Raw genomic sequence first — 13,421 nt, 5'->3', positions numbered from 1 at the left:
CGTTAGCCCCCTCCGGCCCTCTGGGCCACCTCCCCCGCATCGCGGGGGAGGATCTGGTTCACCCTCACCTAAACGGCGGCTCGTCGAACGCCCGCAGCTTGCGCGAGTGCAGGTTCGGGCCTTCGGCGTACAGCAGCTTGCAGGCCATGATGCCGATCTGCAGGTGCTGGCTGATCGCCCGCTCGTAGAAGGCGTTGGCCTGGCCGGGCAGCTTGATCTCGCCGTGCAGCGGCTTGTCCGACACGCAGAGCAACGTCCCGTACGGCACCCGGAAGCGGTAGCCCTGGGCCGAGATGGTCGCCGACTCCATGTCGATCGCCACCGCGCGGCTCTGGTTGAAGCGCAGGGCCGAGAGGCTGTGGCGCAGTTCCCAGTTGCGGTCGTCGGTGGTGACGACGGTGCCGGTCCGCAGGCGCTTCTTCAGCTGGTCGCCGGAATCGCCGCTGATCGCCTTGGCCGCGTCGTAGAGGGCGCGCTGCACCTCGGCGATCGACGGGACCGGGATCTCCGGCGGCAGCACGGCGTCCAGCACGTGGTCGTCGCGCAGATAGGCGTGGGCCAGGACGTAGTCGCCGATCGTCTGGGTGTCGCGCAGGCCGCCGCAGTGGCCGATCATCAGCCAGGCCTGCGGACGCAGCACCGCCAGGTGGTCGCAGATGGTCTTGGCGTTCGAGGGGCCGACGCCGATGTTGACCAGGGTCACGCCCGAGCCGCCCGGCGCCATCAGGTGGTAGGCCGGCATCTGGTGCTTGCGCCAGGTCGATTCCGCCACCGCCAGCTCCGGATTGACCGTGTTGGCGGTGATGGTCAGGCCGCCCGAGCACGACAGGGCCGTATAGGGACTGTCGGGGGCCTTCAGCTGGGCGATGCCCCAGCGCACGAACTCGTCGACATAGCGGTGATAGTTCGTGAACAGGATGAACTGCTGCACGTCCTCGGCCGGCGCGCCGGTGTAGTGCTTCAGGCGCGCCAGGGAGAAGTCGGTGCGCAGGCCGTCGAACAGCGACAACGGCCGGGTCTCCTCCAGCGCCGGGCTCCAGACGCCGTCGGCGATCTCGTCGCCGATGAAGGCCAGGTCCGTGGTCGGGAAGAAGCGGGCGATGTCCTCGCTGCGCACGTCGGCCTGGTTCAGGTCGATCGTGGCGTCCAACACGTAGGGATAGGGGATTTCCTGGCGGGAGCGGTCGACCTCGATCTCGACGTCGAAGTCGTCCATCAGGAGGGTCAGCTGCTCGACCAGATAGTCCTTGAACTGGGCCGGCTTGGTCACCGTGGTCGAATAGACGCCGGGACGGCTGACGCGGGCGTAGGAGCGGGCCAGCTTGGGCGGCAGCGCCTCGGGATCGTAGGTCAGCCGCAGCTCCGGATAGGCGAAGCTGCCGTCGAACCGCGCCTGCGGGTCGGGCCGGGTTCCGTTTTCGAGATAGGCGCGGAGGGCGTCGCGGAGAGCGCCGACGGCGCGTTCGTATTCGTCATTGAGCCGTTCGACGACGGCGATTGCTTTTTCTTGGTTTGACATGCGGCCTTATAGCGGCGTTTCGCGACATTGGCGAGACATCGCCCCTGTCTGTGGGAATGATTTCTTACTTAGCGCGGATGAGGAAACCCCGGCGCCTTCCGTCTCTACAGACTGAGCCTGTTTTCGCGCTTTGCCCGCAAACGACCCAGCCTTGCTCCACCGAAGGGCATGGACGAACCCGCGCCGGTCGGCCAAAAGGGCGGAAATGATCAAGGAAGGCATGGATGGCGGCGCGGGCGTTCTCGCGCGTCATGTCTTCCGCAAACCAGACTACGCCGTCGGCGCCGCGTCCGGCGCCAGGGGGACCGAATGAACAAACGCTTCGCCTTACTGATCGTCGCGGCCATGGTCCTCGGCGTCGCCGTGGGCTGGGCCATCAACCAGACGATGGACCCGACCCAGGCCAAGGCCGCCGCCAACAGCCTGTCGCTGATCACCGACATCTTCCTGCGCCTGATCAAGATGATCATCGCGCCGCTGGTGCTGACCACCCTGGTGGCCGGCATCGCCCACATGGAGGACGCCGCCGCCGTCGGCCGGATCGGCGCCAAGACCATGGCCTGGTTCATCACCGCCTCGGCCGTATCCCTGCTGCTGGGTCTCTTGATGGTTCACCTGCTGGATCCGGGCGCGAACCTGAACCTGACGCACATGGATATCGAGGGGACGAAGACGGCGGCGACCACCGACGCCTTCACCCTGAAGGGCTTCATCACCCACCTGGTGCCGACCTCGATCTTCGACGCCATGGCCAAGAACGAGATCCTGCAGATCGTCGTCTTCGCCCTGTTCGTCGGCACCGCCGTCGCCTCGCTGGACAACAAGGCCCCGCAGATCCTGGAGCTGGCCGAGCAGGCCGCCCAGGTCATGCTGAAGGTCACGGGCTTCGTCATGAAGCTGGCCCCGCTGGCCATCTTCGCGGCCCTGGCCTCGACGATCGCCACCCAGGGCGTCTCGATGCTGGCCGTCTACGGCAAGTTCGTGCTGGGCTTCTACGCGACCATGGGCGTGCTGTGGGGCCTCTTGTTCCTGGCCGGCCTGGCGGTGCTGGGCAAGCGCGTCCTGCCGCTGTTCGGCGTGATCCGCGACCCGGCCCTGCTGGCCTTCTCGACCGCGAGCTCCGAGGCCGCCTATCCGCGCATCCTCGACAGCCTGCCCAAGGTGGGCGTGCGCCGCCGCATCGTCTCGTTCGTCCTGCCGCTGGGCTATTCGTTCAATCTCGACGGCTCGATGCTGTACTGCACCTTCGCCACCATGTTCATCATGCAGGCCCACGGCGTGCATCTGACGGTCCAGCAGCAGATCTTCATGCTGCTGCTGCTGATGGTGACCTCCAAGGGCATCGCTGGCGTGCCGCGCGCCTCGCTGGTCGTGATCATGGCCACCCTCACCTATTTCGGCCTGCCGGAAGCCTGGATCGCGCTCGTGCTCGGCGTCGACCACCTGCTGGACATGGGCCGCAGCGCCACCAACGTCGTCGGCAACAGCGTCGCCGCCGCCGTGGTCGCCAAGTGGGAAGGCGAGCTGGACGAGATCGACCCGAACGCCGAAGGGGCGACCATCTAAGCCGCTCTTTCAACACCCGTCGCGAACGGCCCGCTTCCCTACGGAGGCGGGCCGTTTTCGTGTCCAGTTGATACTGTACAGTAAAAACTTGACACCACCCGCCCGAGGTCCAATCTCAAGCGGGAGGGACTAGAAGGACGACGTCCATGAGCAAGATCGCTCACATCGCGCGCGCGGCCCTGGTCGGGCTCGCCATTTCCGCCCCGCTGGCCCTGAGCGGCGCGACGGCCGCCCAGGATGCGCCGGCTCCGGCCGAGAAGGCCGCCAAGCCCGCCAAGACGCCCCGGCAGTGCTTCTACCTGTCCGACTGGCGCGGCTGGACCGCCCCGGACAAGGACACCCTGTACCTGAAGGTGCGGGGCAAGGACGTCTACAAGGTCGATCTGGCCTATGGCTCCAGCCAGCTGACCTGGCCGGGCACGCACCTGGTCTCGATCGTCCGGGGCGTCGACAGCGTCTGCAGCCCGATGGACCTTGATCTGCGCGTGTCGGACGGCTTCGGCATGGCCATCCCGATCCGGGCCAAGACCATCACCAAGCTGACCCCGGAACAGATCGCGGCGATCCCCAAGAAGTATAAGCCGTAGGTTAAGCGGCTCACCGCTTCCGGATGCTGGCCTCGGGCGTGAAGAAGCTGCCCTGCACAGGCGCGACGCACGGCGTCTTCCCCAGCCGCACCTCGCCCTGGCGGCCCTTGGGCTTGGCGCCCGGGCCGAACTTGAGAGAGCAGTTCAGGAAGCGCCCGTAGGCCGCGCCTGGACTGACCGCGCCCGGCGGCGCGTCGCCATAGGTCCCGCCCGACGGTCCCGCCGCGACGACGGCGTCGTAATAGGCGCGCTTCTCCGGATCCATCGGCGCGGGGTAGCTGGGACCGTTGGCCTGGAGTTTCCCCAACCGCTCCTCGCACCTTTCCCGCTCCTCGCGCGACTGTCCCGCGCCGCGGACGCAGCCGGCGCCGGCCCGCAGCGCCCCGCGCAGGGCGTCGGCGGAAACGGTCGAGCCGGGGGCGGGGGCGCTCGCGGATGGAGCGGACGCGGCCGGGACGCTGCTGGGCGGCGCGGCGGGCAAGTATACGGGCGCGGGGATCGGCGCGGACGCCGTAGCGGCGGGCGCACGGCGCGGGGCCTTCGCTGGCGCGGTCTTCGCCTCGGGTCGCGCCAACTCCACCGACATCGGGGGAAGATCAGGTCCGCTGGCCGTAAAGGTCGGCGCGGCCGGCCACGCCAGCCAGGCCAGCACCGCCGCGTGCAGGGCCAGCGACACAGCGGCCAGGGCGCCCCATCGGCGCGACCGCCCCCGAACACCCCGCATCGCTCCCCCGCGCCGAACCCGTCCGCGCGCAGGACGCCCTGTCGTTGTGTCGAGAGGAAGGCGGCGCCATGGCGCGAATGGCCACGCTCGATGAGCGGCAAAGCAAAACCCTCTCCCCTTGCGGGAGAGGGTGGCCCGGCCAAGGCCGGGTCGGGTGAGGGGTCGCGCGGGAGGCGCCGAGAAACCCCTCATCCGTCAGCGGAGCTTGTCCTCGGGCGCGCGCTTCGCGCGACCCGGGGGCTGACACCTTCTCCCTCAAGGGGAGAAGGAAGCCAACATCACTCCGCCGGCGTCAGGTCCGAGCGCTTCTTCATCATCTCGTCGAAGCTGGTCCACACGCCCTCGGCGCCGTGCCAGGACCCCTTGGTGGCGGCCTTGGAGTATTCGGTCGCGCGGGCCTCGAAGAAGTTGGCGTGCTCAACGCCCGACAGCAGCGACTGCAGCCAGGGCAGCGGGTTTTCCTTCACGCCGTACACTTCCGGCAGCTGCAGCTGGCGCAGGCGCCAGTCGGCGATGAAGCGGATGTACTGCTTGATGTCGTCGGGGGTCATGCCCTGGACGTCGCCGGCCTCGAAGGCGAGATCGATGAACTTGTCTTCCAGGCCGACCACGTGCTTGCAGCAGTCGACGATGTCGTCGGCCACGGCCTTGGTCACCGCGTTCGTTTCCTTGTTGAACGCGTGGTACAGCTTGATGATGCCGTCGCAGTGCAGGCTCTCGTCGCGGATCGACCACGAGACGATCTGGCCCATGCCCTTCATCTTGTTGAAGCGCGGGAAGTTCATCAGCATCGCGAACGAGGCGAACAGCTGCAGGCCCTCGGTGAAGCCGCCGAACATGGCCAGGGTGCGGCAGATGTCGGCGTTGGTGTCGACGCCGAAGGTCTGCATGTAGTCGTGCTTGGCCTTCATGGCCTCGTATTCCATGAACGCCGAGAACTCGGTCTCGGGCATGCCGATGGTTTCGAGGAGCAGGGCGTAGGCCGCGATATGGATCGTCTCCATGTTCGCGAACGAGGCCAGCATCATCTTCACTTCGGTGGGCTTAAAGACCCGACCGTAGCGCTCCATGTAGTTGTCCTGCACCTCGACGTCGGACTGGGTGAAGAAGCGGAAGATCTGCGTCAGCAGGTTCCGTTCCTTGTCGTTCAGCTTGACGGCCCAGTCCTTGAGGTCCTCGCCCAGCGGCACCTCTTCCGGCATCCAGTGGACCTGCTGCTGCTTCTTCCAGAAGTCATAGGCCCAGGGATAGCGGAACGGCTTGTAACCGCCCGAAGGGGTCATCAGGCCGGGCAGGATCAGCGACGACGGAGCGGACATGGCAGAGCCTCGGAGCGAGAATCGAGCGGACGGGTTAGAAGAGGTTACGGCAGGCGACAGCCCGACGCACGCCTAAGAGTGCCCCACCACATCTAGTGTGACAATGGCCCTCAGCCACAAGATAGCGGAGGTTCTGTGGAAAAGCCGTTCACGATTTTCAGCGCCCTCGGCTCGGGCGGCGTGCCCGTCGAGGCGGCCATGACCTTGATCGGCTTGCCTTTTGAGGTGGTCGAGGCTCCGACCTGGGAAGGCGAGGCCGAGCAGGCCAAGGTCGCAGGAATCAATCCCCTTAAGCAGATTCCGGCGCTGGTCACCCCCGAAGGCGAAACCATCACCGAAAGCGCCGCCATCCTGATCTGGCTGGCCGACCGCTATCCGGAAGCGCGCCTTGGCCCCGCGCTCAACGACCCGGCGCGCGCCCAGTTCCTGCGCTGGATGACCTTCATCCCCGCCTCGATCTATTCGCTGTTCTGGGTGCGCGACGATCCCTCGCGCCTGGGCGGGCCGGACCCGGAGGTCCAGGCGCGGATCAAGGCCGCGACGGCCGAGCGGATTCTGGACTGCTGGCGGATGATGGAAAGCCAGATGTCGCCCGGCCGGTATCTGCTGGGCGATGAGCTGAGCGTGCTGGACCTCTACGTCACGGTGGTCAGCCGCTGGGGGCCGCGGCGGGTGAGGTTCTACGAAGCCGCGCCGAAGATGAGCGAGGTGGTGAAGCGGGTGGACGCGGATCCGAGGCTGGCTGGGTTCTGGGCGGAGCGGTTCCCGTTCTTTGACGGGTGGGAGCGGTTGGGGCAGCAGGGGTGAGGGGCGGACCAATCCTCCCCCCAGGGTCGAAAGCCGACCGGCCCGGTCGGGTGCGATCCTTAAATCTCTTGGAGGCTGCAGCGTGCAGGGCTGGGCGGGTTGGTCAAGGACCGGCCTCCGGCCGGCCGCGCGGCGGCGGCGCTGCGCGCCGTCCTTGAGCAATCCGACCAGCCCAGCGATCGTCTCGCCGTGAGATTTAGGGAGGGCTCCTTCTCCGGGGAGAAGAAGTTCACACCAACAAAACACCCGACCTCCCCGGCGAATGCCGGGGCCCAGATTCATCCGGAGCGGCTTGGGTGGGCGCGCCATGCGGCCTCGCCAGCATCTCGACGTCAGCGGGTTCGATCTGGGCCCCGGCATTCGCCGGGGAGGTCGGGATCTAAAAGCCCGTCATCCCGCGCTTCATGCGCGGGACCCATTTGTCCGCCGCACGGGCGGCGCGAGGGCGGTCTCTCACGCGAAAGCTGAACCATGGGTCCCGCGCATGAAGCGCGGGATGACGGTGGAAAGCTGGCGGACGAGGCTACCAGCGCACGTTCATGCCCCTCCGCGCGCCCAACGCCTCCCCCGCCGCAACACCCTTCCCCAAACCACCCCTTTACGCGGCCACGCTTCCTCGCTATTGACGCCGCCGATGCAAGTCCGCGCGACCAAAATTACCACCCCGAAAACGACCCCCCGCGGCGGGGCGTCTGCGGGTGCGTGCGCGAACTAGCGAGCATCCGAAGTCAGCCCCGCCGATGCGCGGGGCGGCTCTCATCACCAGAGACCTCTAGCTCCCCGCGCTCCGCACCTTCAGGAGACGCAAGACCGTGAGCTTCAAATTTTCCCGTTCCAATCCGCCCCACGTCGGCGTCGTCGGCGCCACGGGCCTCGTCGGCGGCATGATGCGCGAGCTGCTGGCCGAGCGGGACTTCCCGCTGGCGTCCTTGCGCCTGTTCGCCTCGGCGCGCTCGGCCGGGACCAAGGTCGACTTCAAGGGCCAGGAGATCGTAGTCGAGGACGCCTCCACCGCCGACTTCGCGGGCCTGGACATCGTGTTCTTCTCGGCCGGCGGCTCGACCTCGCGCGAGCTGGCCCCCAAGGCCGCCGCCGCAGGCGCCGTGGTGATCGACAACAGCTCGGCCTGGCGCGGCGACCCCGACGTCCCGCTGGTGGTGGCCGAGGTGAATCCCCACGCCCTCCAGAACATCCCCAAGGGCGTCGTCGCCAACCCCAACTGCACGACCATGGCCGCCATGCCGGTGCTGAAGCCCCTGCATGACAAGGCGGGGCTGAAGCGCCTGACCGTCAGCACCTACCAGGCGGCCTCGGGCGGCGGCATGGAGGGCATCGAGGTGCTGGCCGAGCAGCTGCGCGCCGGCGCGGCCGGGGACCTGGACGGCCTGGCCCGCTCGCCCGACGCCGTCCCCCTGCCCGAGCCCCGCAAGTGGGCGGTCCCGCTGGCCTACAACGTCGTGCCGCTGAACTACGTGCTGGGCGAGGACGGCTACACCGAGGAAGAGCTGAAGCTGCGCGACGAGAGCCGCAAGATTCTGGAGATCCCCGGCCTGCCGGTCTCGGGCACCTGCGTGCGCGTGCCGGTCTTCACCGGCCACTCGCTGTCCATCAATGCCGAGTTCGAGCGTCCGGTCTCCGTGGCCGAGGCGCTTGAGCTTCTGGGCCAGGCGCCGGGCGTGGTCGTGGACGCCGTGCCCAATCCCCTGGCGGCCACCGGCCAGGACCCGGTCTTCGTCGGCCGCGTGCGTCCCGACCCGACGGTCGCCAACGGCCTCGCGCTGTTCGTCGTCGGCGACAACCTGCGCAAGGGCGCGGCCCTGAACGCGGTGCAGATCGCCGAGGTCATGCTGGGATAGCGTCTCCCCCCCGTGTCATCCCGGTCGACCCGGGCCGGGATGACACGGGTTAACGTTACTGACCCCATATCTTGTGGGCGCCTCTGTGAGTGAACGCGGGAGTCCGGGGACGGAGCTTCGAGGGCGCCTTGCGACCGTCCGTCGCGGGTGAAAAAAGTTCGCCTCCGCAACCCCTTGATCCTGCCTCACAAGTTCCAGCCGTTCACAGCTTGTTAACGAAAAACTCGCCCCAACACCGTTGACGAGTCATTCACCACTGTGGCCCCATATCTGGGCTGAGGGGGCTCCTCGGCCACAAGATATAGCGGCTGGGCAGGGTTAACCCCTTCTCCGGAACACGCTGATTGAGCAATGGAATTTGGTCATGAACGGCAGTGAAGCGGCGAAGACGACCATCCGTAGAGAGGCGCAATTGGCGGCGATCAAGCCCGCCAAGCGCCCGCAGCTGGCCCTGGTCCGCAAGGTTCAGGTCGACCGCTCGCGCGACGCTCTGTTGACGGACTTCGGCAAGACCACGCTGGAAGACCGCTACCTGCTGCCGGGCGAGTCGTATCAGGACATGTTCGCGCGCGTCGCGACCGCCTTCGCCGACGACGCCGACCACGCCCAGCGCGTCTATGACTATATGAGCCGCCTGTGGTTCATGCCGGCCACCCCGGTGCTGTCGAACGGCGGCGCCGATCGCGGCCTGCCGATCAGCTGCTTCCTGAACGCCGTGAACGACAGCCTCGACGGCATCCTGGGCGTCTGGAACGAGAACGTCTGGCTGGCGGCCAACGGCGGCGGCATCGGCACCTACTGGGGCGGCGTCCGCTCCATCGGCGAGAAGGTCAAGGGCCAAGGCCAGACCTCGGGCATCATCCCCTTCATCCGCGTGATGGACTCGCTGACCCTGGCGATCTCGCAAGGTTCGCTGCGTCGCGGCTCCGCCGCCGTCTATCTCGACATCCACCACCCGGAGATCGAGGAGTTCCTCGAGATCCGCAAGCCGTCGGGCGACTTCAACCGCAAGTCCCTGAACCTGCACCACGGCATCAACATCACCGACGAATTCATGCACGCGGTGCGCGACGGCAAGAAGTTCGGCCTGCGCTCGCCCAAGACCAACGAGGTCCTGCGTGAAGTCGACGCCCGCGCCCTGTGGCAGAAGGTGCTGGAGCTGCGCCTGCAGACCGGCGAGCCCTACCTGATCTTCTCGGACAGCGTGAACAACGCCATGCCGGCCTTCCAGCGCGAGCTGGGCCTGAAGGTGCGCCAGTCGAACCTGTGCAGCGAGATCATGCTGCACACCGGCACCGACCACCTGGGCAACGAGCGCACCGCCGTCTGCTGCCTGTCGTCGGTCAACGCCGAGACCTTCCTGGAGTGGCGCGACCACCCGACGTTCATCGAGGACGTCATGCGCTTCCTCGACAACGTCCTGCAGGACTTCATCGACCGCGCGCCCGACGCGGCCTCGACCGCCGCCTACGCCGCCATGCGCGAGCGTTCGGTGGGCCTCGGTTTGATGGGCTTCCACTCGTTCCTGCAGAGCCAGAACGTCCCGTTCGAGAGCGCCCTGGCCAAGAGCTGGAACATGCGGATGTTCAAGCACCTGCGCCGCGAGGCCGACAAGGCCAGCATCGCCATCGGCGAGGAGAAGGGCCCCTGCCCCGACGCCGCCGACCGCGGCTCGATGGAGCGCTTCTCGCACAAGCTGGCCATCGCCCCGACCGCCTCGATCTCGATCATCTGCGGCGGCACGTCGGCGGGCATCGAGCCCATCCCGGCCAACATCTACACCCACAAGACCCTGTCGGGCTCGTTCGCGGTGAAGAACCCCTATCTGGAGAAGCTGCTCGAGGAGAAGGGCCAGAACACCGACGCGGTGTGGGGCTCGATCCTGGAGCACGAGGGTTCGGTCCAGCACCTGGACTTCCTGAGCCAGGACGAGAAGGACGTCTACAAGACCGCCTTCGAGCTGGACCAGCGCTGGGTGATCGAACTGGCCGCCGACCGCACGCCGGAAATCTGCCAGAGCCAGTCGGTCAACGTCTTCCTGCCGGGCGACGTCGACAAGTGGGACCTGCACATGCTGCACTGGACCGCCTGGGAGCGCGGCGTGAAGTCGCTGTACTACCTGCGCTCCAAGTCGGTGCAACGCGCCGCCTACGCTGGCGCCGAGGGCAAGGCCGAGAAGACCGCCGAGGGCTTCGACGTCCCCGAGAAGACCGACTACGACGAGTGCCTGGCCTGCCAATAAGGCTGATTGGCCTCATCCAAGGACCCAAACGGCGGCGCGATGCGGATCGCGCCGCCGTTTTCGTTCTTGGCTGCACGGAACCGGACCATCCCCTGGCGGTTCACCACGTGCGCTTTCGTCACGGTGGACAGACCGCCGGAAGCGCGTAGGCTGGACCTCCGTTAGGATTGGGGAATCCGAGGATGCGGACCGCTGGGGAGCGAACCGTCCTGTGTCTAACGGCCGTTCTGGCCGTGGGACTGGCTTATGCCGGAAGCGCCTGCGCGGCCCAGAAGGCTGGCAAGGCGCCCGTCGACAAGCACGCCGCCCCCGCCACGCCGAGCTTCCAGGTCAAGCCGGAAAGCCTCCGCCCCCTGAACCCCGCCGCCGGCTTCATCGCCTACGACAGCGACGCGATCGAGCTGGCCCTGGAGGGCGGCTTCGCCCTGCCCCCGGCCGCCGCCGGCGGCGACGTCCGTCTCCTGGACACCGACCGCTATTACGAGGGCGTCGGCCCGGTCAGCTGGCGCTCGAACGCCTTCAGCCATCAAGCCCAGCCGGGCGGCCCGATCGACTCCGTGCGCGTCTCGATGGCCGGCGCCGCGCCGACCGCCGCCTACGCGCCGCTGACCCTCTCCCGCCCCGACGCCTATGAGCTGCGCGAGGTCGACGTGACCGTCACCCGGGGCTGGCCCTCGGCGGTGATGCTGGCGGGCCGCAAATACGCCCTGGACGTCACCCCGCATGCCGGCCTCGGCTTCGGCGGCGCCGGCGGCTCGGCCGAGGCCGGCGCCACGGTGCGCCTGGGCAAGAAGAAGAACATGGGCGACCGGGTGACCGACGCGCTCGGCGTGCGCGAGGGCGACACGGCCTTCGGCGATCGGGGGCGCTGGTACATCTACGCCGCCGCCAGCGGCCGGGCCGTCGGCTTCAACATGCTGCGCGGCCAGAACGGCGACTGGAGCCGGGCGGGCCTCACCCAGGATGCGACCAGCCGCCTGATCGGCGACAGCCAGGCGGGCGTGGCCTGGCGCAAGGGCCCGATGCAGGCTTCGCTGGGCTATATTCACCGTGAGATGAGGGCCAAGGAAGGCATCATGGGGCTAGCGACGCAGAAGGACGACGTGGTCGCCCTGTCGTTCAGCCTGAAGCCCCACTGGTAGAGACCAGAACGGGGGCCAGAGCGCCTATTGGGCTTGTGTTTCCGGCCGCTTTCATGCAGCAAGCGCCCCACCTGTTCACTGCCCCAGCGAGACCATGAGCGAGAGCGAGCCCCCGCGCCGCAAGACCCTGAGCCTCAAGAGCCCGGTCGCCGCCCCCGGCGGACCGCCGCCTCTTGAGCGCATGGTCAAGCCGTCGGCCCGCACCACCGTGTTCACGCCGTCGGCCGCCCCGCCGCCCGCGCCCGCTCCGCCCCCCGCGCCGGTCGGCGACTGGAAGTGCAAGCCCTGCGGCACGCGCTTCGACCCGCCCGCCGAGCTGGCCGACGAGGACTATGTCCGCTGCCCCTCGTGCAACGCGCGCCTGGGGCTGGCGTCGGACTTCCGCGCCGACCCGCCGAACGTCGCCAAGCTGCGCGCGCGATATCTGAAGAAGGCGTAGGGGGCCGGGCCGAAGCTCGACGCGCCTGGACCGCCGCCACGGTAGGGAGCACCATGCGCGCCTGCTCGGCGCCGCCTGGATGCCGCCCTGATCAAGCGCGGTGACCATGCTGGCTGAAATCAATCCACCGAAACACATCACGCCCGCTGAAGTGAATCTGGTCGTAGAGCGTGGCGGCGTGATCCACTTCCTGGACGGCGTGATCGTCGCAACGCCCGCGCTGCGCGGATTGAAGATCCAGACTCTGGTGCGCACGCAATCGGCGCGGCTGGCGGACGGCCGCGTGCTCCACTGGTCGGTGCGGGGCGACCTGCGCAACATCGAAAGCCTCACCTTCGCGCCGCCGGCCTCGCCGGAAGAGGCCGAGCGCGCTTGGCAGGTTCCAGCAGGCCAGCCCACAGCAGCCGCCGCGCCGATGCTGAAGGATTGCCAGCTACTCAGCGGCGTGGAAGCGCGCGGCCGCTTCGTCGGCGCCTGGCGATGCGGAGCGGCTGATCAAACTCAGATCGCGGTGGCCGACCCCCTGCCACTAAGGGGATGGTCGCCAGCGCGTCTTCTCGCGACGGTGAACTATCGGTTCGACCTGATCGGGTCAGAGCCTATCATCCACGAACAAGGCGCTCCGATAGTGCTCGTACGCTTGGATTCGGACGGACTGTTCCACTACGCCCGCTTCTATTGGTCTCCCACCGAGGATGCTGCGGCCAAGCCCAGCGCACCCTAGGGCTCCGACGGAGCCGCGGCGCCAACCGCCGGCTCCTCGCGGATCATCACGCCCGTCCCCGCCGCCGGCGAGGCGGCCAGCGGCTTCTTGAACAGGCCGCGCCACAGGCTCTGCTCCTCGACCGCGCTGGTCCAGGCGGTTCCGGCCATCGCCTGCTCGACGCCCGCGTCATAGATCCGCTTCATCAGGCCGGTCTCGAACTTCAGCAGGTTGAAGCCTTCGAAGCTGCCGGGGATCGAGGCGACCGACAGCGGCAGGTTGTGGCGCGTGCAGAAGCCGGCGGCCAGGCTCAGCGCCTGGCGGTACGAGAACCGCAGCATGGTGTCGAAGCTGCGGCTCATGATCGAGGCCACCCCCGGCGGGGTCGACTGAGGGGCCGGATCCAGCACCGTATTGACGATCACGTGCACGCGGCCGCGCCGGAAGCGGGGGCCCAGATTGCGCCAGTGCAGCAGGGCGTCGGGCATCAGGAACAGCGGCGCGGCGACGCCGCCGT

12 protein-coding genes and 2 pseudogenes are annotated in these 13,421 nt (G+C 67.9%); 8 read left to right on the top strand and 6 right to left on the bottom strand.

Annotated features, from left to right (window positions below; all coding sequences use genetic code 11):
• Positions 1–64: 64 nt before the first annotated feature.
• Positions 65–1,519 (bottom strand): AMP nucleosidase, encoded by a 1,455-nt coding sequence (locus Q0379_RS23960; RefSeq protein ID WP_299017830.1) that lies wholly within the window; start codon positions 1,517–1,519, stop codon positions 65–67.
• 309 nt (positions 1,520–1,828) lie between these two features.
• On the opposite strand from Q0379_RS23960, the gene Q0379_RS23955 reads away from it, so the two are divergent.
• Entirely contained in the window at positions 1,829–3,085 is a 1,257-nt protein-coding gene (locus Q0379_RS23955; protein ID WP_299017825.1) for a dicarboxylate/amino acid:cation symporter, read from the top strand.
• A gap of 146 nt (positions 3,086–3,231) precedes the next feature.
• Positions 3,232–3,672: a DUF6491 family protein gene (locus tag Q0379_RS23950; protein ID WP_299017824.1), complete on the top strand. Its 441-nt coding sequence runs from the start codon at positions 3,232–3,234 to the stop codon at positions 3,670–3,672.
• A 10-nt stretch (positions 3,673–3,682) separates the two neighbouring features.
• Here the strand turns inward: Q0379_RS23950 and Q0379_RS23945 are convergent, their stop codons facing one another.
• Positions 3,683–4,396, bottom strand: a complete 714-nt coding sequence (locus tag Q0379_RS23945) for a hypothetical protein (protein ID WP_299017821.1) — start codon at positions 4,394–4,396, stop codon at positions 3,683–3,685.
• Positions 4,397–4,674: 278 nt separating this feature from the next.
• Positions 4,675–5,715 (bottom strand): ribonucleotide-diphosphate reductase subunit beta, encoded by a 1,041-nt coding sequence (locus tag Q0379_RS23940; RefSeq protein WP_299017818.1) that lies wholly within the window; start codon positions 5,713–5,715, stop codon positions 4,675–4,677.
• Positions 5,716–5,850: 135 nt separating this feature from the next.
• Between Q0379_RS23940 and Q0379_RS23935 the strand changes: the two genes are divergently transcribed.
• Entirely contained in the window at positions 5,851–6,522 is a 672-nt protein-coding gene (locus Q0379_RS23935; protein WP_299017815.1) for a glutathione S-transferase family protein, read from the top strand.
• Positions 6,523–6,625: 103 nt separating this feature from the next.
• Here the strand turns inward: Q0379_RS23935 and Q0379_RS23930 are convergent, their stop codons facing one another.
• Together Q0379_RS23930 and Q0379_RS23925 are read right to left on the bottom strand one after the other, a co-directional pair.
• The gene (locus tag Q0379_RS23930; protein ID WP_299017833.1) at positions 6,626–6,718 is read right to left on the bottom strand and encodes a hypothetical protein; all 93 of its coding nucleotides are present in this window, start codon (positions 6,716–6,718) and stop codon (positions 6,626–6,628) included.
• A 190-nt stretch (positions 6,719–6,908) separates the two neighbouring features.
• A pseudogene (locus Q0379_RS23925) lies at positions 6,909–6,995 on the bottom strand (hypothetical protein); the annotation flags it as partial.
• Between the two features lie 339 nt (positions 6,996–7,334).
• Here Q0379_RS23925 and Q0379_RS23920 point away from each other — a divergent pair.
• From Q0379_RS23920 to Q0379_RS23900, 5 genes are all read left to right on the top strand, one after another.
• On the top strand, positions 7,335–8,378 hold the full coding sequence (locus tag Q0379_RS23920) for an aspartate-semialdehyde dehydrogenase (RefSeq protein WP_299017812.1): 1,044 nt from the start codon (positions 7,335–7,337) through the stop codon (positions 8,376–8,378).
• Positions 8,379–8,736: 358 nt separating this feature from the next.
• Positions 8,737–10,620, top strand: a complete 1,884-nt coding sequence (locus tag Q0379_RS23915) for a ribonucleoside-diphosphate reductase subunit alpha (RefSeq protein WP_299017809.1) — start codon at positions 8,737–8,739, stop codon at positions 10,618–10,620.
• A gap of 182 nt (positions 10,621–10,802) precedes the next feature.
• Positions 10,803–11,762, top strand: coding sequence for a lipid A-modifier LpxR family protein (locus Q0379_RS23910; RefSeq protein ID WP_299017806.1), 960 nt, complete (start codon positions 10,803–10,805; stop codon positions 11,760–11,762).
• 94 nt (positions 11,763–11,856) lie between these two features.
• Positions 11,857–12,201, top strand: a complete 345-nt coding sequence (locus tag Q0379_RS23905; RefSeq protein ID WP_299017803.1) for a hypothetical protein — start codon at positions 11,857–11,859, stop codon at positions 12,199–12,201.
• 106 nt (positions 12,202–12,307) lie between these two features.
• Complete coding sequence (locus tag Q0379_RS23900; RefSeq protein ID WP_299017800.1) at positions 12,308–12,925, top strand: hypothetical protein; 618 nt, start codon at positions 12,308–12,310, stop codon at positions 12,923–12,925.
• On the opposite strand, the pseudogene Q0379_RS23895 reads toward Q0379_RS23900, so the two are convergent.
• Positions 12,922–13,421: pseudogene (locus tag Q0379_RS23895) on the bottom strand (patatin); the annotation flags it as partial. The gene Q0379_RS23900 and the pseudogene Q0379_RS23895 sit on opposite strands and share 4 nt — an antisense overlap.

The sequence above is a fragment of the uncultured Caulobacter sp. genome, from assembly GCF_937900395.1.
Lineage (GTDB): Bacteria > Pseudomonadota > Alphaproteobacteria > Caulobacterales > Caulobacteraceae > Caulobacter.
The sequence above is the reverse complement of the archived record's forward strand: the minus strand, read 5'-3'. Positions and strand labels throughout refer to the sequence as shown.